The following is a 21,555-nucleotide window of genomic DNA, read 5'->3' on the forward strand; positions in this document are numbered from 1 at the left end:
ATGTCAGTATTAGAACAACATGTCAGCGCACCCGGTCATACGGGTGCCACCGGTTTGGAGTCCCTGGAGATGGGGGCCAGCCGTATTCAGGTAGATGACAAGCAAATCATTAACTGCCGTGCTGATTTAAACCAACTGGTTCCCTTTAAATACAAATGGGCCTGGGATAAATATTTAACTGCCTGCGCTAACCACTGGATGCCTAACGAAATCAACATGAGTGCGGATGTGGCCTTATGGCAGGATCCCAATGGCTTGACCGCGGATGAGCGCCTGATTGTTTTACGTAATCTGGGTTTCTTTTCCACAGCGGATTCGTTAGTCGCCAACAACCTGGTTCTGGCTGTCTACCGTCACATCACCAATCCGGAATGCCGTCAGTACCTGCTGCGTCAGGCCTTCGAGGAAGCATTGCATACCCACGCTTATCAATACATCATTGAAAGCCTGCGTCTTGATGAAGCCGCCGTCTTTAACATGTATCGCGAAATTCCTGCGGTAGCCAACAAAGCGGCCTGGGCCCTGCCCTTCACCCAAAGCCTTGGCGATCCCACCTTCCATACAGGCACCCTTGAAACGGATCAGCGTTTGCTGCGTGACTTAATCGCGTTCTATGTGGTTTTTGAAGGCATTTTCTTCTATGTCGGCTTTACTCAGATTTTGTCGATGGGACGCCGTAACAAGATGGTTGGAACCTCCGAGCAATTCCAATACATTCTGCGCGATGAATCCATGCACATGAATTTTGGTATCGATGTCATCAATCAGATTAAGATTGAAAATCCTCACTTGTGGACACCGTCCTTTAAAGAAGAAATCATTGCGTTGATTAAAGAAGGGGTCGCCCTCGAATATCAATACGCCAAAGACACCATGCCGCATGGAATTCTGGGAATGAATGCCGAAATGTTTGAGGAATACCTGCATTTCATTGCCAACCGCCGTCTCGCGCAAATTGGCCTACCGGAGCAATATCCCGGCGCTGAAAATCCCTTCCCGTGGATGAGTGAAATGATGGACTTGAAGAAAGAGAAAAACTTCTTTGAAACCCGTGTCATTGAATACCAGGCGGGGGGTACGTTAAGCTGGGATGAGGATTAACAAAACGGGCCGCAAGGCCCGTTTTATTGCCCGATAAAATGGAATAAAGGGCATTGTTTTACCCGTGGCTTAACCCGAAGAGGACATTGATAAAAAGTTTCTCTCTGAGCATTTAATGAAAAAGGATTATTTGATTTTAAACGGTATGAACTTTCCAAAGACCTGCCCAATATTATAAAAAATACCTGGAAATGACTGAATAAACCTTAATGAAAATCATATTAATGATAGAAATCTGCCCTCTATCTAGGCTAATTTTATTAAGGCGCAAGGATCATTTGGATTTATTGATAATTTTTGATCAATAATTCTACTTAATATAAAATCAGCACAGGGTTTTACAAGCTCACTAATATCATCCCAATGCTCGTCTTCCAAACCAATGCATATGTATTTCGCTCTGTCCATCACGGGCTGATACATTTTAGGTAGGCGCTCAATCACCCAATCGGCGGCTATAGGTTTCGATCGAATCTCATTAGTTTCTAATGTACTCCAAATCCGTGCATAGGTTAGTAATACATTTCGAGTGTCCTGTTCAAGTTCCTCTGAAAGTCTCTCAAGATCATGAAGCATCGCTTTTATAAAGTCGCTATATGGGACCGGAGCTAATAGTTGCTCAGGGCGTTCCCCCATCAATGTATGACTCTTCAATAGGATTTGAGTGATAATCAGCGCAAGATCGGGCATTGTACGATCAGACCATGGTTCAAAATTTCCCATTTCAAATGATGAGCGAAGCCATTCGCCATATTGAAAATCAAAAAGGGGTGGATAATGCCAAGGATTGATTGCTACTCTTTCCACAATGGTCACTTCTAGAGGTGGCTTCGTACTTTTCATGTAAATGCCTGATATTTGCAGAAGATGGTTAGTCAACTCCATCTTTTCTTTTGAAGTTGTGGTCCGATTTGTTACAACAAATAAATCAATGTCACTGTATTTTTGCAAACCACCTACAAGATAAGATCCATAAAGATAAACACCCAAAAGATCTGCACCTAAAATCTTTGTTAGTACCTCAAGACATTCATTGAGTTGTTGCTTTACATCACTGTTGTTTTCCATCTTTAACACTCAGCCATTTTTTAAAATCCTTTAACACTGCTTCTGCTTGAGCAATACAAAGCGATTCTCCGCGCTAACCAAGTCAATTTTTGAATCCACAATATTACGTTCAGCAGCATTCAAAAGCCGATTTATGGTATCTGGGTGAGGTGGTATTTTTTCCAGGCTGATGCCAATTAAATTATCCAAGATCATGTTCAGCTCCCATAATAAATAGCTTGGGATTATTTAAAACCTCCTGAATGAAAAGATCTTGTTTTTGTAAAGATGCCTTCCATTGTTCCCTAGAATATATTTTGGGATTAATTTCTCTCCCTAAACTAGCTTGAGCAGCATAAAGAGCCTCAACTGCTACTGTAAAATCAACCTCACCAATAATAAGCACATCAATATCACTTCCAAGGTTTTCAGTTCCTTTGGCCACCGAACCAAAAACAAAAGCGACTTCAATTTTTTCAGCTAATGGAGTTAAAAAATCAAACAACACATCCACCAAACCAGACGTTTTCTTTAAAATGCTTGTAAGTTCCGTATAAATAGGAAAATTTCGATTGGCTTGGTAATAAACTTGATTACCACTTTGCTCGCGCAGAAGTACTTTGGATTTAGCAAGTTTGGATAGTTCTCGATGAAGTGTACCCGCTGTGGTATTCGTTAACCGCGCAATCTCTCGGACATGATAATGCTCATCGGGATGAAGCAATAAAAGTGCTAACACACGACGCCGATATTCAGAAAACAATATTGAAGTATCAAACATGATTTTTATATTGAAGCCAATTAAGCTTCAATCATAGCCTAAAAAGCTACACCATACAATCACATGAAGGCAAGTCCATCGCTCCCAGCAGCCTACAGAGCAACTGCCTCTCCGACATTAGTTACAACAGGATTAATATTTTTTTAGTGTTTTCACTCATTCTTTCTGTTCATTGATAGGTTGCACCTGATAAAAAAAATTTCACCATTATTTAATTGATTATTCTGCATAAAAATCACAAAGAACGCTTATCACCTTGGCTTGGCAGACACTTCGGAAGTATAGGCCGTGTCATTCGCTATCTCAGCCAGTGCTTCTTTAAAATCCTGAGTGCTTAAGGGCCTGCCGTCGAATTCACTGATGGCTTTATCCAGAGCGCCCTGAAGATTTTTTAAGACCCGTTCAGTGACACTGTACAGTTTGTGAGTATAGCCTTGCTCTTTTAATGCTTTAATTTTGACATCGATATTATCCCTTAACGCAATTAAACTGTCCTTGCTGGGAGAATTTAAATCGTTCAGTGCAATTTCCAATCCTCTGAGTACATTGATTTTTCCCTGTAATTTTTCTATCTCCTCTGGCGACAATTTGCCGTTTCTTTGGCCATGATTCAATTCTTCTGCTAACTTCAAATGACGGTTTCTTACAGCATCCACGGCTACCTTAATCTCGATTTCTGCCGAGGTTTTAATATGAGGCTTAAGAATGACCTTTTTGCTGTAATCTTCAAGACTTAACTGGCTGTCCAGAAGGTTTTTCTTATCCCCCTCACTTAATGTACCCTCCTGGCTGTCATAGAGCCATTGTGAACTGTTTGCCTGCAGGAATTTCCATTGATTATAGACCCGCTGGGAAACCAATAATGCCCCCTGGTCATGAATGGAGGCCGCACGCCATTGTCTGGGATGCTCAGGATCGGGTCTTAAACGAATCAAATCGTCAGGATCAGATATTTCTTTGCGAAACGTTTTAAAATCAAGGTTCGCATAATATTTATCAGCGATGCTTAGTGACCGTCCATCCTCAGCCTGCTGTAAAAACTGCCAATAGTGAAAGACTCGCTGTGAAACCAATTCGACACCCGGTTCACCGGGCTCTGCTTTCTGCCAATGGTCCGAGTCAGGTGGATGTTCTCTTACCAGCATTAAGTCATTGGTAATGGTCATTGAAAGCTTGTCCTTGCTATGCCGCTTAAACCATGTTTCTGCCTTCTCAGATCCCTTCACGCCAAAGCTAAACCCTCCTGCTCCATACGCTTTGGATTCTGATATGCGCTTTTCATTTAAATCCAGATCCGGTTGTTTTTCAAAGCCACTGCGTTTCCAGGCTCGTCTATTACCCATATAATTAACGATTTTCTGGAACATCGAAGGCTCTTCCCCCACGACGCGACTAAAGAGTTGTTTGGTTCCCGGTAAAGCATCAATTTTTTTCATCAAGCCATGAATTTTGTGAAAAGGAATGCTCCATGAGGAAAAGGTTTCAGGAATAACAAAGCCCAGGTTTGATTTCATCACAGCCTCGCGCATACTGTCCTTGGCTTTTTCGAGAATGGCGCTTTGTTTGTGTAAATCCTTAATGCCTGAAAATCCTTTATTGTTAGCAGCCTGAATAACCAGCTTACGCATTTGCGATACCTCGCGCGCTTTGCCCCCATCGATGGCAACCACATCATTGCCGGAATAATCCAGCGGTTTTTCTTTGGGTAAAAAGCGTGATGCCTGTTCGACAGCAGCCTGCGTGGCAACCGTCTTACCGCTGGCCGAAGGGCCAGACACAATGATAGCCGGTCTTTCGGCCCATTTCTCGCCGGGGTAATGGTCGGTTGAGGCGTGAAAAAGCGCATTGCGGTACTCCCTGCTGTTTAATTCCTCCTCCAATGCCAGACGATAGAGTTTAACCCCTTCCACGCCAAGAAAATCCTGCATGGCGATGGTCGCGGAAGCCGGATCAACCGCCCGTTTGTGGGCATCACCCTTGTAAGAAGGTTCTTTACCCGCCTCAATGGCGGCAATATGAGCAATCAGTTTTTTACGAAAATACTGCGGGTCAAAGTGTCCCTCATCATTGGGCGGGGCCAGGGGATGGTGAGAATGGGGTGGCACGCCCCGGTATAATTCAGCCTGAGCCTCTTCATTTAAACGTGAACTTACAAAGTGTTGTGTGTCAATGTCAGTATAATGAGCAATTTGTGAATTTAATCGCTGTTGAATGGACTCTTTGTCCTTATCCAGCGACTCACGCAGCTTGTCTTTATCAACGGCCAAAATGTCACTCGCTACAACGGCGCCATTGTATAAATATAGACCAATGAGCAATAAAAAAGCAGCCAAAAGGCCGCTTTTATCCTCCTGATTCACGCTAACGGAATAGCCGAATTGTTGGCAAAACGGTATGGATTAAACCAAAAAATTGTAAGATATAAAGAATTAATACAATCAACACCAATACATTAAGCAGGGTTTTAATCGCCCCTGGCATGGGGATAAAGACATTGACAAGCCACATCAACACACCGGCGATAATAATCAGTGCGATTAAATTAAGTAGTTCAGCCATGATAATTTCCTATCAGTGAACACATTGTAAAGTATAGCAAAGAAGCAAGGGGATCGTTGAACGGGGAGAAGAATAAACTGACCCTCTACTCGTAGAGAGACATCCTGAGAGAACGTCCGTTGCGCATCAGCCGGAGAACTTCAAGGCTTGCAGAGTGGGTAAAAACGAACGATCCTCAGTCAATCCGTGGAACGTGTCTCCTTTTGGCTTAGCAAATCCCGGATTTCAATTAAAATGGCCGCCTCCCGACTCAACTTTTCCGGGGCCTCGTCCTTTTTTTTCTGCAATAAATTGATGAGCTTAATCACCACGAAAATGGCAAAGGCGATGAGGGTAAAATCAATGACGGTTTGTAAAAAGGCCCCCCACTTGAGCACCGCATCCCCAATGTGAAAGGATTTATTCGCGACATTAACACCACCCAGCAGCAAACCGATGAGGGGCATAATGATGCCATCCACCAGTGAGGAAACAATTTTTCCGAAAGCAGCACCAATAACCACCGCAACGGCCAAATCAACCACGTTGCCGCGCATGGCAAATTCTTTAAATTCACTGAAAAAACGCATCATCAATTCCCTTTCGTGCATACACGGCCATTTTAATGCATAAAATGGCCAGACAGGTTAAAGAGTAGCTGATTTCTCAGCATCCCCTACCATGTTTTGGATTTCTGCCAGTTTAGCTGTCAAATCATCCGGAACCAGGCCGCCTCCCTGCGCCATGTCGTCACGGCCGCCGCCTTTGCCGCACAAGTGCTTGACCAGTAAGCCGGCACTGGGCACCTGGCCTATCAGATTTTTACTAATCCCTGCCACCACATTCATTTTATTCTGATCAATGGCGTACAGGAGGATGACGGCATTATCCAATTTGGATTTCAATTGATCCAGGGTTGTTCGTAAGCCCTGGCTGTCGGCATTGTCCAGTTTTTTAACCAGCAAATTCACTTTGCCGATTTTTACTGCCTCTGACAACAGATCGTCACCGGATTTTGCAGCCAACTTCGCTTGCAGGCGGGTCAATTCCTTCTCCTGTTGCCGCGTCTCATTTAGCAATTGCGAGAGTTTTTCAACCGCCTGTGGTGTTGTGGTTTTTAATTTTCTGGCCACTTCATCCAGACTCTCTAGCTGACTGTTAATCCAGTTCAAGGCATAACCACCGGTCATCATTTCAATGCGGCGAATGCCGCTGGCAATCCCGTATTCCGCTATGATCTTGAAAAGACCGATATCACCTGTCCGGATGGCATGCGTACCGCCGCAGAGCTCTTTGGAAAATTCACCCAATGACAGCACCCTGACTTCATCACTGTATTTTTCACCAAACAAGGCCACCGCCCCACTGTTCCTGGCCTTCTCCACATCCATTAATTCCGTCACTACGGGATGATTAGCACGGATTTGCTCATTCACCAGGCATTCGATCTGATGAATTTGTTCTGCCGTCAATGCTTCATAATGAGAAAAATCAAACCGCGCCCGTTCCGCATCAACCAGGGAACCTTTCTGCTGCACATGACCGCCAATGATCTGCTTTAATGCGGCATGCAATAAATGGGTGGCAGTGTGATTTAAACGAATGGCGCCGCGACGAACAGAATCCACCCTGGCTTCAATCGCCTGCCCTACAACAAACCGCCCTTTGAGAACCTCGCCGTAATGGACAATGGCTTGGCCGACTCGCTGCGTGTCATCCACCTGAAACAAGGCATCGGGGCTGAATAACTGACCTTTGTCACCCACCTGGCCACCGCTTTCAGCATAGAACGGTGTGGCCGCCAGCGCAATGGCCCCTTTCATTCCCGCCACCAGCACATCGGTTGCCTTGCCTTCGCTTAACAAAGCTGTCACTGTGCTGGCCATTGCCTCCACATCGTATCCGTGAAAGACGGAGGTTTCCTTCAGTGTGGGTGATTGAGAATAATCGGTGGTGAACTGGCTCGCTGACTGGGATTGCTCCCGCTGCTGTTGCATGCAGCGATTAAATTCTTCAATGTCCACCGTCAAATCCTGCTCGCGGGCAATGTCCTGAGTCAAGTCCAGAGGGAAGCCGTAAGTATCATAGAGCTTAAAGGCAACCTCCCCATTAATTTCACGGCCATCCATGGTTTGAATCTGCTCCTTCAGCAAACGCAACCCCTGCTCAAGCGTCCGGGCAAACTGATTTTCTTCCTGAGCAAGAACGCGCTCGATGGTTTCGCGTTTGTCAATCAGTTCGGGGTAGGCATCGCCCATTACATCAATTAATGGCACCACCAGGCTTGAGAAAAAGGGCGATTGCAAACCCAGTTTATTCCCATGCCGAACCGCACGGCGAATAATGCGTCTTAACACATAACCCCGTCCTTCATTACCGGGCAAAACCCCATCGGCAATCAGGAATGAACAGGCGCGAATGTGATCGGCAATCACTTTAAGTGATGGGTGAGTGGTTTCGGTTGTCGGCGTTAATTTTTGTATGGCGCAGATGATATGCTGGAAACTGTCGATTTCATAATTGGTGTGAACGCCCTGCACCACAGCGGCAATGCGCTCAAGCCCCATGCCGGTATCCACCGAAGGCTTCGGCAGAGGATGCAATTCGCCCTGTTTATCGCGGTTGTATTGCATGAAAACCAGATTCCAGATTTCAATGTAGCGGTCGCCGTCAGCATCGGGGCTGCCAGGCGGGCCGCCTGGAATGGATGGTCCATGATCATAAAAAATTTCAGTGCAGGGGCCGCAGGGTCCAGTATCGCCCATGGACCAGAAATTATCCTTCTCACCGCACCGTGAAAAGCGCTCCGGCGATACTCCCATTTCCTTTAACCAGATGTCCGCCGCCTCATCGTCGTCTTCAAACACGGTCACCCAGAGTTTTTCTGCGGGAAGCTTTAACACCCCGGTAAGAAATTCCCAGGCATAGCGAATGGCTTCGCGCTTGAAATAATCGCCAAAACTGAAATTGCCAAGCATTTCAAAAAAAGTATGGTGTCTGGCCGTGTAACCGACATTTTCGAGGTCATTGTGTTTACCCCCCGCCCGTACACACCGTTGTGAACTCACCGCCCGCGTATACGGGCGCGGCTCGAGGCCCAAGAAGGTGTCTTTGAACTGCACCATGCCGGCATTGGTAAATAACAGGGTGGGATCATTACCGGGTACCAGTGAACTCGACGCCACAGCCTGATGACCTCGTTGAGAAAAATACTCAATAAATGCTTTTCTAATGTCTGAACTTTTCATGCTCTCACAACGTTTAAATTATCTTTAAAAACTCGAGCGATCATATCGCCAGGGAATCCACGGTACAGTAAAAATCGCTGCTGCTTTTTAAGCTCAGCTAACGAGGCAGGCCTCTGGGCCTTAAATTTTTTCAGCCAGACAGCCTGAGCATGGTCTGGCCAATTACCCTCTTCTTCTGCCAACACCTGGGCAATGATGTCCTCACTGACCCGCTGCGCTTCCAGTTCCTGGCGAATGCGCAAAGGGCCGTACCCTTGATTGATTCGGGTGCGGCATAAATGCTCGGAAAAACGGGCATCGCTTTGCAACTGCCGGTGTTGACACACACGAAGCGCTTCTTCTGCTTCTTCCCGGCTGTACGCCTTCTGAATCAACTTGCCAACCAACTCCTGCGCACTGTGCTCCCGCCTGGCCAGCAGGCGCAAAGCACAGTCGAACGCCTTAGTCATCGACCGTCTCAACCTCTTCTTCCACGGCAGCAACCGGCAGTTTCTTCTCCAGCAGTTCAGCCCGAATTTGCTGCTCCAGGGTCTTGGCAATGGCAGGATTCTCTTTCAGATAAACGCGAACGTTGTCTTTGCCCTGGCCAATTTTTTCCTGCTTGTAGCTGTACCAGGCCCCTGATTTTTCAATCAGACCCAATTGCGTGCCGAGATTGATGATTTCACTCTCACGGGAAATCCCTTCATTGTAAAGAATATCAAAATCAGTGGTGCGGAAAGGCGGAGCCACTTTATTTTTAACCACCTTAACGCGTGTCTCGCTGCCAAGCACCTCTTCTCCCTTTTTAATGGAGCCGACGCGGCGAATATCAAGGCGAACGGAAGAATAGAATTTTAATGCATTACCGCCTGTGGTGGTTTCAGGATTACCGAACATCACACCGATCTTCATGCGGATCTGGTTGATGAAAATCACCAGGGTATTGGAGCGTTTAATATTGGCGGTCAGTTTACGCAGCGCCTGCGACATCAAACGCGCCTGCAAACCGACATGGGCATCCCCCATTTCGCCCTCAATCTCTGCCTTGGGCGTTAAAGCGGCAACCGAGTCGATGATGATGACATCCACAGCCGCCGAACGAACCAGCATGTCCGTGATTTCCAGTGCCTGCTCCCCGGTATCCGGTTGGGAAACCAGAAGCTCATCGACATTGACGCCTAATTTGGCGGCATAGCTCGGATCCAGGGCATGTTCCGCATCGACAAACGCGGCGGTACCGCCCATTTTCTGGCACTCGGCAATGACTTGCAGCGTCAGCGTGGTTTTACCGGATGATTCCGGGCCGTAAATTTCAACAATACGCCCTTTCGGCAGACCACCGATGCCAAGAGCAATATCCAGACCCAACGAGCCGGTGGAAATCGCCTCGATGTCCCGCTCTGCACTGCTGTCGCCCATGCGCATGACCGAGCCCTTGCCGAACTGGCGTTCAATTTGAGCCAGTGCAGCGCTCAGCGCTTTTTGTTTATTCTCTTCCATAGTTCATCACCTAGTATTCAAAGGGCAAATTATCACACAGATGGCCACTTGCAGCAAACGTCGCAATTACGCTTCGGGATAGGCTTGATTCAACAAAAAAATCATGCCATGCAGAGCCTCGATACAGGACAGAAAACGAATCTGACTGCGGGAAGACGGCGAGTAAAGGCAGGAGCGGGATTGCATCAGGCCATTGCGCTCAGCAAAGGCAAAACAAACCGTCCCTACCGGCTTGGCTTCGGTACCCCCATCCGGTCCGGCAATGCCGGTGACTGCAAGGGCGACATGGGCATGACTGTGCTTCAAGGCACCGGCCGCCATGGCTTCTGCGGTTTGCAGGCTGACCGCACCGTATTGGGCCAGCAAACCGGCTTCAACACCCAGCAACTCCTGTTTGGCCTCGTTGCTGTAAGTAACAAACCCCCGATCAAACCAGGCCGAACTTCCCGGCAGTTCCGTCAGCAGCGAGGCAATCAATCCGCCGGTACAGGACTCCGCCGTGGCAATGATTATTTTTTTTTCTTGCAGCAAGGTAGTGAGGGATTTCAGCAAAGGCTCTATGACTTCATTCATGTTCTCTATGCCTTAAAAAAAACCCCGCATGGTTGCGGGGCTTCTCATCCTTACATACCATTACTCAGGCTTGGAGGCATCAGTAGCCGCGTTATTGTCAGTCGGAGTCGTGGTGGTTTGATTGTTGTTTTGATCAGCAGGCGCTGGCGCAGGCGTGGTTGTGGTGGTTTGCTCAACATTGGTCGCGGCATTGTCTTCGGCTTTTTTCTCAGCGTTATCACCGCACGCAGTCAATAAGACAGCCAGGAATGAAGATACAGCCAAAAGGGCTAAACGTTTCATAGTTATTCTCCGTGTTTTTAACATTATTGTTATTCTAGATCACCAGCTATAGTCTAACAAAAATTTATCTTAAGTGAAGAAGTTAGCGTTGATTTGCCGCAAATATGTTGATTCTGGATTGATTCCTTAAACCGTTAGCAGGCCAATACGGAATTCTTTGCACAGCACGATTTTAAAATAGCCTGATTACCGCCTTGCTCCGCAGCATGCATTCACTGAAGCGATAACGCCAAGGACTGCCAGGATTGGCCAAATTCGGATCAGTTTTTTGCAATTTTTCCATCAATTAAGCTTTAGTTAATCATAAAGAATTAAAATGGCGCCAGATGATCAAATAAAAACCAATCACGCATTTGTGAACAGGTATTCTTCAAAGGTAACCCATGCATCCTGCCACTCATCAAGGCAACATTATTCGTCATCTTAACCGCTACCTTGACTGGCATAACAATCCCATGCGGATGAACAGGGAAGGGATTTGCAATGGCTTGGCCGCCGTGTACGTTAAATACGCGTTGCAGGGGCAGGTGGGAAAATTTCAGGCTCTGTTAAATTCCATTGCCAACCTGCCTGCAACAAGCGAATGGAATGAAGAAATTCATCTTTTCGCCAAACAAGTGGCTAAAAGCTTCATGCCGGAAGAGTATGATAAAACAGCCACTCAATTGCAGAGCATTACCACCCTTGAGATTGCCGGCAAGCCACTTATGCCGTCGTTTGAATTGGCCATGACCACCAGCGACACACACTGGATTCAAATTTTAAAAGACCTTGCATTGAGAGACGACGAAGCCATGATTATCCGCAGCGTCAATCATGCCGCGTCCATCAGTAAAAAAGAAGGCAAATACATCGTTTATGACCCTAATTACCGCGAAGGGTTTAAAGCATTCCAGAGTGAAAAGGATGTCATTCATGAACTGCATTTTAATGTGTTCCGCTACACCGGCATGCTGGGCCTGGTCACCGATCCATTTGATCTAAGCGAAATGCTGAGCCCCCTTGCCGTACCGCTTGAGCTGTATGGCCCTTTAGGTTTACATGTTCAGGTGATTAGGCATCCTGAACGACATAACACCCCAAGGCCTTTTCCCGACATAGGCGAATTATTTAAAAAATACCTCACGACCGACCAGACGGCATTAAGCAGCGCCGGCGACTATGGAATTACCAACCTGTTTTGGGCCATCCTTCTGGACAATAAAGCGGCGGTCAAGATCCTGCATGACAAAGGACTAAGCAATGACAGGCATGCAGTGACCGCCTCTATTGTAGCCGCCTCGGTGAATGCCACTCAGGTATTGCCCCTCTTCCTTGCGCAGCTAAAAAAAGAGCAAGACATTCGCCGAATCCCTGACATTTTCAAGGAAGCCCTGTGTGAAGGTCGTAAAGAAGCCCTGGATTGTCTCCTGGAAGATGACAATGGCAATGACTGCTTCAGAGACATTATCCTGATGCGGGGTAATGCCGCCACTTTCCTTCATCATGCCGCTGCCGGCGGTAATCCCGATATTCTGCAGCGCCTGCTTGACGCCTACCAGAATGAAGGCGCACCAGAGTTAAGTGAACAAGACATTGCGCAAGCCCTTCTTACAGGCCATGCCATCACGGCAGCCCTGCGCAGTAAATCCTTAGCCTGCGTCAACCTTCTTTGCCAACAGTTAAAAAGAGTACCCGGTCTCGTGGATGAAACGCTGTTATTGACCCATTTGCTGCAGGCCATTCGTTCCAATCAACTGCCCATGGTTCAATTTTTTATCGAAGAAATTTATAAACTCCCCGAGCATCAGGACCTGATCTTTGAAGCCCTTAGGCTAAGTCCCGGCCTGGTTGCCCAAACCGACATTTCCATTTTGCGGCTTTTACAGGCAAACCGTGTTCATTTTTCACCTGCATCCCAGGCCATTATTGATAAAAAGGAGAAAGGGGAAGCTTCCGGTTTTCCATCCATCGGCGACTTTTTATATCAATTGGCTGATTTTATTAAAAAAACGCTGTTACAGCGCGATGAGATTCAGGAAACCATAAGCCATTTTAAAACCATGAAAAACAGGTTATTCGAGGTGAACCATACCGATAGTCCTGAAGACATTGAGCTTACGCCTCTAAACCCTGAGAGTGGGATAAGCCCTTAAAAAAATTCTGTTTTTTACAGACCGCTCTGAATTAATACACAGCACATCCGGGCTTTTACTGACTTGCCGTGACGCATTTGCTAAAATCGCACTATTTACCCGCTTGGGATTGCCTATGTCAGCCACCCATACCCCCATGATGCAGCAATATTTACGCATTAAGTCTGACTACCCGGACATGCTGCTGTTCTATCGTATGGGTGATTTTTATGAATTGTTTTTTGACGATGCCCGGCGTGCCGCCGAGCTTCTCGATCTGACCCTGACCCATCGCGGCCAGTCGGCTGACAAGCCCATTCCCATGGCCGGGGTTCCGTATCATGCGGTAGAGAATTACCTCGCTCGTTTACTCAAAAAAGGGGAATCGGTTGCCATTTGTGAGCAGATTGGTGACCCGGCGACCAGCAAAGGACCGGTAGAGCGTGAAGTAACCCGTATTGTCACCCCGGGAACCATCACTGACGAGGCCTTGCTTGAAGCCCGCCGCGACACGCTGCTTTTAGCCATTTACCAGCAAAAATCCCATTACGGCCTTGCCTGGGTAGACTTAAGCGGCGGCCGCTTTCATTTAATGCAGGTAGCGGATGACTCAGCCCTCGAGGCGGCGTTAGGCCATTTGCAACCTGCGGAAATCTTGATTCCCGAACAAAGTCAGTACGGCGGTTTGGGCGATTACCCGGTTAAAACCCGCCCCGCCTGGGAGTTTGATTTACAACAGGCCTACCGCCTCCTTTGCGAGCAATTTGCCGTCAGCCATCTGGAGGGCATCGCCGGCAAAGAGTACCTGATAAGCTATCCGGCCGCCGGTTGCCTCTTAACCTACCTGCACACCACCCAACGGCAAGCTCTTCCCCACCTTTTACAATTGACACTCGAAAAAAACGACGACTACCTGCAGGTCGACGCCGCCACGCAAAAACACCTGGAATTATTTGAAAACTACCAGGGCGGCCAGGACAACACGCTGCTTGATGTGCTCGATCACACCAGCAATCCCATGGGCAGCCGTTTATTGAAACGCTGGCTGGGCCGGCCTCTAAGGCAGCATGCGCTCATCCAGGAACGCCAGCATGCGGTGAAAGAACTAATGCACAATCGGCAGGAGGCAGTCTTAAAGCCCCTCCTGCGCCAGCTCGGTGATATTGAACGCATTGCCTCACGCATTGCCTTAAAATCCGCAAGACCCCGCGACCTGACCCAATTGCGTCAGGCGCTTCGCCTGCTGCAGGATCTTCACAGCGCTCTAGCCAACCATTCATCACCGCTTAGCGTCAAAATCCGCAGTGATCTGACGCCGAAACCGGCATTGCTGGCTTTATTAACTCAGGCGCTGGCCGATAATCCACCCCTGTTGATTCGCGATGGCGGTGTGATTGCTACAGGCTTTGATGACGAACTGGATGAACTCCGGTTGCTCAGCGACAATGCCAACAGTCAATTGGCCGAACTGGAACAGCAGGAGAAAGCCCGTTCAGGACTCTCCTCGTTAAAATTCGGTTACAATCGTGTGCAGGGGTATTACATTGAACTGTCCCGTTTGCAGGCTGAGAAAGCGCCTGATTATTATCAACGCAAACAGACGTTAAAGAATGTCGAGCGTTACATCACGCCGGAACTGAAACGCTTTGAAGAAAAAGTTTTATCCGCCGGAGTGAAAGCCCTGGCTCGCGAGAAATGGTTATATGACAACCTGCTTGACGAAATCCTTCAGTACCTGCCGGAATTGACCACCCTCGCGCAAGGCATTGCGCAATTGGACGTCTTGACCAATTTTGCCGAACGTGCCGCCTGCCTCGGCTGGTGCTGTCCGGAAATGACCACCGACGAGGGGCTTGACATTCAGGATGGCCGCCACCCGGTCATTGAGCAGGTCTTGCAGGAACAATTCATTGCCAACGATCTCTGCCTTAAGCCTGAGCAATCCATGTGGCTCATCACTGGCCCGAACATGGGTGGGAAATCCACCTTTATGCGCCAAAACGCCCTGATCGTTCTGCTGGCCCATACCGGCAGTTTCGTTCCTGCCAAAAAAGCACGCCTTGGCCGCATTGATAAGCTGTTTACCCGCATCGGGGCCAGTGATGATCTGGCCTCAGGCCGCTCAACCTTCATGGTGGAAATGACCGAAACCGCGCGTATCTTAAGGCAGGCGACCGCCCACAGTCTGGTTCTCATTGATGAAATAGGCCGCGGCACCAGCACCTACGATGGCATTGCTCTGGCGTATGCCACCTGCTCTTACCTGGCCGGCACCCTCAAAGCCTACACGCTGTTTTCAACTCATTATTTTGAATTGACCACGCTGCCTGAGCACTATCCCGGCATTCGCAATAAACATTTACAGGCCGCATTGAATGCCAACCGTATTGCCTTTCTGTACCGTGTTGAAGAAGGCCCCACCGACCGCAGTTACGGCCTTGAGGTGGCACGCCTGGCCGGCATGCCGGAGGCTGTTCTGGCCATTGCCAAAGAGCACCTGCAACAGGCAACGCACAACGCCGCTGCGCCGGTTGCCACCTTGCCGCTTGAGGCCGCTCCCTCACCAGCCACGGCGCTGCTGGCCTCAATTAACCCTGATGAGTTGTCCGCGCGGGAAGCCCTGGACTTGATTTACACACTGAAAAACCTGGAAGAATCGTCTTTTTCAGTAACCAGCCCGTTGACCATACCATGAAAAAACTGCTTTGCCTTTTACTTTTCGCAGGTAGCCTTACCCTGCTTTTTGCTGCCAAAGGTCCTGAGCAGGTTCAAATCAAAGGCGTCCGCGGCAAAATGCTGGATAATATTCAGATGCGCCTGCTCGAATACGCAAAATCCAAACCGCTGCTCAGCGACACCAATGAAAACCTCGAAAAACAGGTGGCCCAGGCTGTTTACGCTTACGGCTACCTGCGTCCCTCCATTCAGGTCAGCCGCACAGGCGGCGGCAAAACCATCCTCATTAATGTCAACCCGGGACCGCCGCTGCTTGTCACACGCCTGGCCATTCAACTGCAGGGAGAGGGGGCTGATAATGCTAAAATCAAGCGAAAACGTCATCATTTACCGATTCAACAGGGCAAGCCGCTTAACAGTATAAAATACGAAGAAAGTAAACAGCTACTCATTGATGCCGCCGAACAGGAAGGCTACCTGCATGCCCATTTTCAAAAGGCTGAAATCCTAATCGACCAGACCAGCTACACCTCCGTCATCACCCTGGTTTTTGATACCGGCCCGCAGTTTTATTTTGGCCATGTCCGTTTTGAGCCGACCTACATTTCACCGGAGTTGTTGCGCCGTTACATTCCCTTTGACTACGGTCAACCCTATTCCACCGAACAATTGCTTGAGCTCAGTAACAGCTTAGCCGGCAGTGGTTATTTCAGTCAGGTCAATGCCAAACCGGACATGAACGGCAGCCGCAGCATCCCGGTCAATGTTTACCTTAAGGCGGCGGCGCGCATTAATTACTCGCTGGGCCTGGGCTTTGGTACCGACACGGGGATTCGCGGGCGCGTAGGTTACCACGTGGTGCCTGTTAATCGCGCCGGTCATAAATTCAATGCCATCGCCTTAGGCTCTTTTAATCAGAATACGCTGCAGGCTCAGTATGTCATCCCGGGTAAAAATCCGCTGACCGATGAATACGACATCACCGGCAACCTGTCCAATCTCGATTATGGCGCAGGCTACAGTAATTCCCTGCTGCTTTCCATGGGACAACGCCACAACAAGGACCAGTTTCAACGAATGCTCACGGTGAATGGCTTGTATGAGCGGTTCAACTATGACAATGCGCCCAAACTCGAAAAACTGACTTTTTTCCCAAAAGCCACGCTGGGATGGAAGAACACGTCCAACCAACTCTTTTCACCGACGGGTTATCACATCACCTTTAACGCCTTGGGCGCCAGCCGCGCGGTATTGTCGGAAGTAAGCTTTGCTCAGGCCTCGGTGGATGCCCGTGCGGCAATCACCCTGCCCTTTATCCGCACCCGCTTTTACTTTCACACCCTGCAGGGAATTACCGACATTAACGACGTGAATCAATTGCCGCTCTCTCTGGCCCTGTTACTTGGGGGATCAGACAATTTGAAAGCCTTCACTTTTAATGCCATTGGCCCGGGTAAAATTCTCACCTATGGCGGTTTTGAAATCCAAAAGGAAACGGTGGAGCACTGGTATCTTACCGGCTTTTTTGATAGCGGCGATGTGTATGATCCAAGCCCGCGGGTATTGCAAAATGACTTGGGCATCGGCTTGATGTGGGTTTCACCGGTAGGCCCCATTAAAATCGGCATTGCCCAGGCCGTGGACAGCCACTTTAACCGCATCAAAGACAGAAAACCGCGCTTTGTTGTCAATATGGGACCGGATTTATGATGCATTTGGTAAAGAAACTCGGCAGGTCAATCATTTACAGCCTGCTTCTTGCTTTTGTGCTGCTGACCAGCATCCTCGTTTTTTTAGCAACGACAACGCCAGGCCTGTACCTGACAGTCAAGCTGACGCATGCTTTTTTACCCGGGCAGCTTCACATTCGTCAGGCCAGCGGTCATTTAAGCGGCAGGTTGACCATTGGTCAATTCACATATGAAGACAAAGGTCGGCTTATCGAGGGTCAGGGTGTCACTCTCCGATGCTCGCTCAGGCAGTTGCTTTTTCATCACCGCCTGATTTTTAAGACCCTTAAAGCGAAACAAGTTCTCATTCAACCCGGGCCAGCAACGCAGACGGGGCAAGGTTCCTTCGCACTTCCTGAATTCCCTGTGGCGATCATGGCAACGCAAGCCCGCATCGACCGTCTGGTCATTGCTAATCCCGGCGGCGACTCGGTCCTTAAGCAGGTAAGCCTTAAGGCTTCGTTGTCGAATGACAAGTGGCAATTCAGTGGCGTTGACTTTAATTACCAGAGTCATCAATGGCACATCACCGCCAGGGCACAACCGCGTTTCCCTTACCCGCTACAAGCCCAGATTGAATTAAGTCCGGTCAAGCCAGGCGAGGGACTTAAGGGCTCTCTGGCAATGACTGGGGATCTCACCGCTTACCGCTGGCACGGGAAGTTTCAGGGTTTAAGCACGCTTAAGCTCACCGGTACGCTGAAAAACGGCCAGCAACTGGATACCCGGCTGCAATGGCAATCGCTGCACTGGCCGCTTCCCGGTCTACAGCCGCCGCTGACCAGTGCAAACGGGCAATTGCTTATCCGCGGTAATCTCCCTGAACTGGCCGTGCAGGTCGACACGCAACTCACAGCCCCCCTACCGTCCCACCTGACCATCAAAGCCCACACCACCGGCAGCGAACGGCTTGATGCGAAAGGAGTCTTTACTTTCCCTCATCATCAGGTGCAATTTAGCGGGAACTATGACAGGCAGCGCAGCCCTAAAATCCAGGGCAACCTGACTGCGCGTTCACTGCTCGAAAGCCCCAGTGATTTGCTGATTCAGCACCTTAAAGCCGATGCTTCTATTGCAGGCGATACCTTTAACTCCTTAACGGCAACCGGTTCGCTTACTGCACAATACAATACCAAACCGCTCAAACTGACCGCCAATTATCAACACCAGGGGCTGAACGCAACCCTCTTTCTGGCTAACAATCGCCTGAGCCTCAATGGCTCCCCTCTATCCAACTGGCAGCTCAAGGCCACCATACCCAATCCTGCCGTACTGCATCCCGCGCTGAAGGATTTGACATCCACCCTGTCGCTAACCGCGGAACTGAACAAGGCAGACAGCGGCCGGCTGGTTGTTACGATGGGTGAAGGACATTACCAGGATCCAGCACTGCAACCGCTGGCGTTTAAGGGCGGGGAGTTACGGGCAGAATTGACGAAGCATGAATTGAAGGCCAAAGGCCAGTTTAAGATTGATGCGCATAAAAATGCGGCGTTCAAACTCACTTTACCGCAATTTGAGTGGGCGAATCTCATGACCCGGCAGCAGACACTTGACAGTGAGTTGACCATCAACATTAACTCCCTGGATTTTTTAAACGAGGTGAGCAGCGCCCTGAGTGAGCCTGCCGGCCAGTTGCTGGCTCATTTGCAGGCCCGCGGCCCCCTGCATCGTCCGATGGTGAAGGGAAAATTGACGTTAAGTCATGGCCGGGTTGCGTTACCGAAATTAGGGATCCATCTCAATCCCATTGAACTGACGATGGAAACCCAAGAACAACGATGGGTTATTGAAGGCGCCCTGTTCAGCAACAATCAACCGCTGCATGTCAAAGGTCAGGGGCAATTTGCACCGTATTTCACAGGCTCGCTTCATTTTAACGGCGACCATGTCCAGATCCTTAATCTGGATGAATACCAAATGGAATTATCGCCTAAACTCACGTTTGATTTTAAACCCTTCTCCTATGCCTTAAGCGGCGAACTGCTCGTCCCTAAAGCCAGTATCAAACCGCATACCTTCGATAGCAGTGCCAGTTTATCCAGTGATGTGGTCTTCGCCGGGCAAAAACAACCTGAACCTAACCCATTGCATATCGACAGCAACGTGCGCCTGGACATGGGGCAGGATGTGGCCATCGACATCAAGGGCTTAAAAGGTTACCTGGAAGGCAGCCTGCAACTGCGTCAGCTGCCTGATGGCCCAATGCGAGCAACCGGCGAATTGACGGTTCGCGATGGAAAATACCATGCTTATGGCCAGGATTTACTGATTCAACAGGGTCAGCTCATCTACACCGGCAGCCTGATTGACAATCCCGACATGAAAGTGCGCGCTATTCGTCAGTTTAACAATGCCAGTGCCTCCTTTGCAGGCTCCAATCGATTGTTTGATTTCAATACAGAAAACCTGCAATCCTATGATTTCGGCAGCAAAACCACAGTCGGCATCGAGGTCAGCGGCCATTTAAACCGCCCGAAAACACAGCTTTTCTCCATTCCCTCCAACCTCTCTCAGGCTGATATTCTGTCCATGCTCCTCCTGGGCAAGCCCGCAAGCCAGGCCAATAAATCAGGTGGTCAGCTTCTGCTTGCCGCCATTTCATCCATGAATCTGGATTCCGGTAGTAAAGGCACACAACTTCTTGAGCAATTGAAAAATAACCTTGGCTTTGATGTCAATGTGGAAAATAATACGGAATACAATCGTAAAACGAATGAATCAACGGACACGACGTCCTTTGTCGTTGGAAAATCATTATCTAATCGCCTGTACTTAAGCTATAACATGGGCTTTTCGCAAGGAAGCAATAATTTGTTAACTCTTAAATACCTGTTAAATAAATTTTTCAGTATTCAAGTCAGCGCCAGCCTGAGTGGCAACAGCGGCGTTGATCTTCTTTACACTCATCAAAAGGATTCAGAATGACTACACCAGCTTATCATTTACCATTAAGGCTTAAACGATTAAGAAGAACGGCCGCAGCGCGTGACATGCTGCAGGAAACCCGTCTGCATCCCAGGCAATTCATTGCCCCGCTGTTTATCAGTGAAACCCTGCCGCAAAAAAAAGAAATAAAAAGCATGCCCGGCCAATTTCAACTGCCCCTGCATGCCCTGACCGAAGAACTCGACAGCTTAAGCGCGCTTGGTCTGCCTGCCGTTTTACTGTTTGGTCTTCCAGCCCACAAGGATGCCCGCGGCAGCGACTCGCTTAAGGACGACGGCATTATTCAGCGCGCTGTTCAAAGCATTAAACAGAGTCATCCCGACATGCTGGTAATCACCGACGTCTGTTTTTGCGAATACACGGATCATGGCCACTGCGGCGTGGTACATGGCGAGCAGATTGATAATGACGAGACCCTGTATTTACTCGGCCAACAGGCAGTGAGTCACGCCAGAGCCGGCGCCGATTGGGTGGCGCCAAGCAGCATGACCGACGGCATGGTTTTCGCCATCCGTGAAGCCCTGGACAGCGAGGGGTTTCAGGATACGGCGATTTTGAGTTACGCTGTCAAATACAGCTCGAGTTTTTATGGGCCTTTCCGTGAAGCGGCCGAAGGTGCTCCGAAATTTGGCGATCGTAAAACCTATCAGATGAATCCTGCCAATTCATCAGAAGCCCTGCGGGAAGCCGCGCTTGATATAGAGGAAGGCGCCGACCTGCTGATGGTTAAACCGGCGATGAATTACCTCGATATTATTCACCTGTTAAAGCAGCATTACCCGGAAATACCGCTTTGTGCCTACCAGGTCAGCGGTGAGTATTCCATGTTGAAAATGGCGGCTCAACAGGGGTTAATTCAGGAAGAGGCGGCTATGCTTGAAAGCTTGATGGCCATTAAACGGGCGGGGGCTGATTTGCTGATCTCCTATTTTGCCAAAGATTTTGCCCGATTATTTAACCGTCTATAAAGCTTGAGTCCCACGCAAGCTTCGCCTATAGTGTCATCGGTTGGTTGGTTTTGGAGTACTCAATCA

General features: G+C 48.8%; 17 protein-coding genes. 6 read left to right on the forward strand and 11 right to left on the reverse strand.

From position 1 onward, the window contains the following. Positions 1 to 1,101 carry a ribonucleotide-diphosphate reductase subunit beta gene (locus GH742_RS10895; protein ID WP_203454988.1) on the forward strand — a complete coding sequence of 367 codons (1,101 nt, stop codon included), beginning with the start codon at positions 1 to 3 and terminating at the stop codon, positions 1,099 to 1,101. A gap of 246 nt (positions 1,102 to 1,347) precedes the next feature. Here the strand turns inward: GH742_RS10895 and GH742_RS10900 are convergent, their stop codons facing one another. The 11 genes from GH742_RS10900 to GH742_RS10950 all read right to left on the reverse strand — a co-directional run bounded on the left by GH742_RS10900 (position 1,348) and on the right by GH742_RS10950 (position 11,052). Further along, complete coding sequence (locus GH742_RS10900; protein WP_203454989.1) at positions 1,348 to 2,169, reverse strand: aminoglycoside adenylyltransferase family protein; 822 nt, start codon at positions 2,167 to 2,169, stop codon at positions 1,348 to 1,350. 30 nt (positions 2,170 to 2,199) lie between these two features. After that, positions 2,200 to 2,364 (reverse strand): hypothetical protein, encoded by a 165-nt coding sequence (locus GH742_RS10905; protein WP_239005204.1) that lies wholly within the window; start codon positions 2,362 to 2,364, stop codon positions 2,200 to 2,202. Next, the gene (locus GH742_RS10910; protein WP_203454990.1) at positions 2,351 to 2,929 is read right to left on the reverse strand and encodes a nucleotidyltransferase domain-containing protein; all 579 of its coding nucleotides are present in this window, start codon (positions 2,927 to 2,929) and stop codon (positions 2,351 to 2,353) included. Before GH742_RS10910 ends, GH742_RS10905 begins: the two co-directional genes overlap by 14 nt. A gap of 251 nt (positions 2,930 to 3,180) precedes the next feature. Next, positions 3,181 to 5,289 carry a hypothetical protein gene (locus GH742_RS10915; protein ID WP_203454991.1) on the reverse strand — a complete coding sequence of 703 codons (2,109 nt, stop codon included), beginning with the start codon at positions 5,287 to 5,289 and terminating at the stop codon, positions 3,181 to 3,183. Between the two features lies 1 nt (position 5,290). After that, the gene (locus GH742_RS10920) at positions 5,291 to 5,488 is read right to left on the reverse strand and encodes a Thivi_2564 family membrane protein (RefSeq protein WP_203454992.1); all 198 of its coding nucleotides are present in this window, start codon (positions 5,486 to 5,488) and stop codon (positions 5,291 to 5,293) included. 179 nt (positions 5,489 to 5,667) lie between these two features. Then, entirely contained in the window at positions 5,668 to 6,057 is a 390-nt protein-coding gene (mscL, locus tag GH742_RS10925; RefSeq protein ID WP_203456923.1) for a large-conductance mechanosensitive channel protein MscL, read from the reverse strand. Between the two features lie 57 nt (positions 6,058 to 6,114). Further along, positions 6,115 to 8,715, reverse strand: coding sequence for an alanine--tRNA ligase (alaS, locus tag GH742_RS10930; RefSeq protein ID WP_203454993.1), 2,601 nt, complete (start codon positions 8,713 to 8,715; stop codon positions 6,115 to 6,117). Next, positions 8,712 to 9,164, reverse strand: a complete 453-nt coding sequence (recX, locus tag GH742_RS10935; RefSeq protein ID WP_203454994.1) for a recombination regulator RecX — start codon at positions 9,162 to 9,164, stop codon at positions 8,712 to 8,714. The genes alaS and recX overlap by 4 nt, the downstream gene beginning before the upstream one ends. Further along, the gene (gene recA / locus GH742_RS10940) at positions 9,157 to 10,197 is read right to left on the reverse strand and encodes a recombinase RecA (RefSeq protein ID WP_203454995.1); all 1,041 of its coding nucleotides are present in this window, start codon (positions 10,195 to 10,197) and stop codon (positions 9,157 to 9,159) included. Before recA ends, recX begins: the two co-directional genes overlap by 8 nt. Before the next feature lie 66 nt (positions 10,198 to 10,263). Beyond that, on the reverse strand, positions 10,264 to 10,770 hold the full coding sequence (locus GH742_RS10945) for a CinA family protein (RefSeq protein ID WP_203454996.1): 507 nt from the start codon (positions 10,768 to 10,770) through the stop codon (positions 10,264 to 10,266). A gap of 60 nt (positions 10,771 to 10,830) precedes the next feature. Continuing rightward, positions 10,831 to 11,052: a hypothetical protein gene (locus tag GH742_RS10950; RefSeq protein ID WP_108290373.1), complete on the reverse strand. Its 222-nt coding sequence runs from the start codon at positions 11,050 to 11,052 to the stop codon at positions 10,831 to 10,833. Positions 11,053 to 11,435: 383 nt separating this feature from the next. Between GH742_RS10950 and GH742_RS10955 the strand changes: the two genes are divergently transcribed. The 5 genes from GH742_RS10955 to hemB all read left to right on the forward strand — a co-directional run bounded on the left by GH742_RS10955 (position 11,436) and on the right by hemB (position 21,489). After that, on the forward strand, positions 11,436 to 13,187 hold the full coding sequence (locus tag GH742_RS10955; protein WP_203454997.1) for a hypothetical protein: 1,752 nt from the start codon (positions 11,436 to 11,438) through the stop codon (positions 13,185 to 13,187). A gap of 115 nt (positions 13,188 to 13,302) precedes the next feature. Next, positions 13,303 to 15,861, forward strand: coding sequence for a DNA mismatch repair protein MutS (gene mutS / locus GH742_RS10960; RefSeq protein ID WP_203454998.1), 2,559 nt, complete (start codon positions 13,303 to 13,305; stop codon positions 15,859 to 15,861). Continuing rightward, on the forward strand, positions 15,858 to 17,552 hold the full coding sequence (locus GH742_RS10965) for an autotransporter assembly complex family protein (RefSeq protein WP_203454999.1): 1,695 nt from the start codon (positions 15,858 to 15,860) through the stop codon (positions 17,550 to 17,552). The genes mutS and GH742_RS10965 overlap by 4 nt, the downstream gene beginning before the upstream one ends. Further along, the gene (locus GH742_RS10970) at positions 17,549 to 20,500 is read left to right on the forward strand and encodes a translocation/assembly module TamB domain-containing protein (RefSeq protein WP_203455000.1); all 2,952 of its coding nucleotides are present in this window, start codon (positions 17,549 to 17,551) and stop codon (positions 20,498 to 20,500) included. The genes GH742_RS10965 and GH742_RS10970 overlap by 4 nt, the downstream gene beginning before the upstream one ends. Continuing rightward, a complete protein-coding gene (gene hemB / locus GH742_RS10975) occupies positions 20,497 to 21,489 on the forward strand; it encodes a porphobilinogen synthase (protein WP_203455001.1) in 993 nt (330 codons plus the stop codon). The genes GH742_RS10970 and hemB overlap by 4 nt, the downstream gene beginning before the upstream one ends. The last annotated feature ends 66 nt before the right edge of the window (positions 21,490 to 21,555 follow it).

The organism is Legionella sp. MW5194 (assembly GCF_016864235.1).
Classification (GTDB): domain Bacteria; phylum Pseudomonadota; class Gammaproteobacteria; order Legionellales; family Legionellaceae; genus Legionella_C.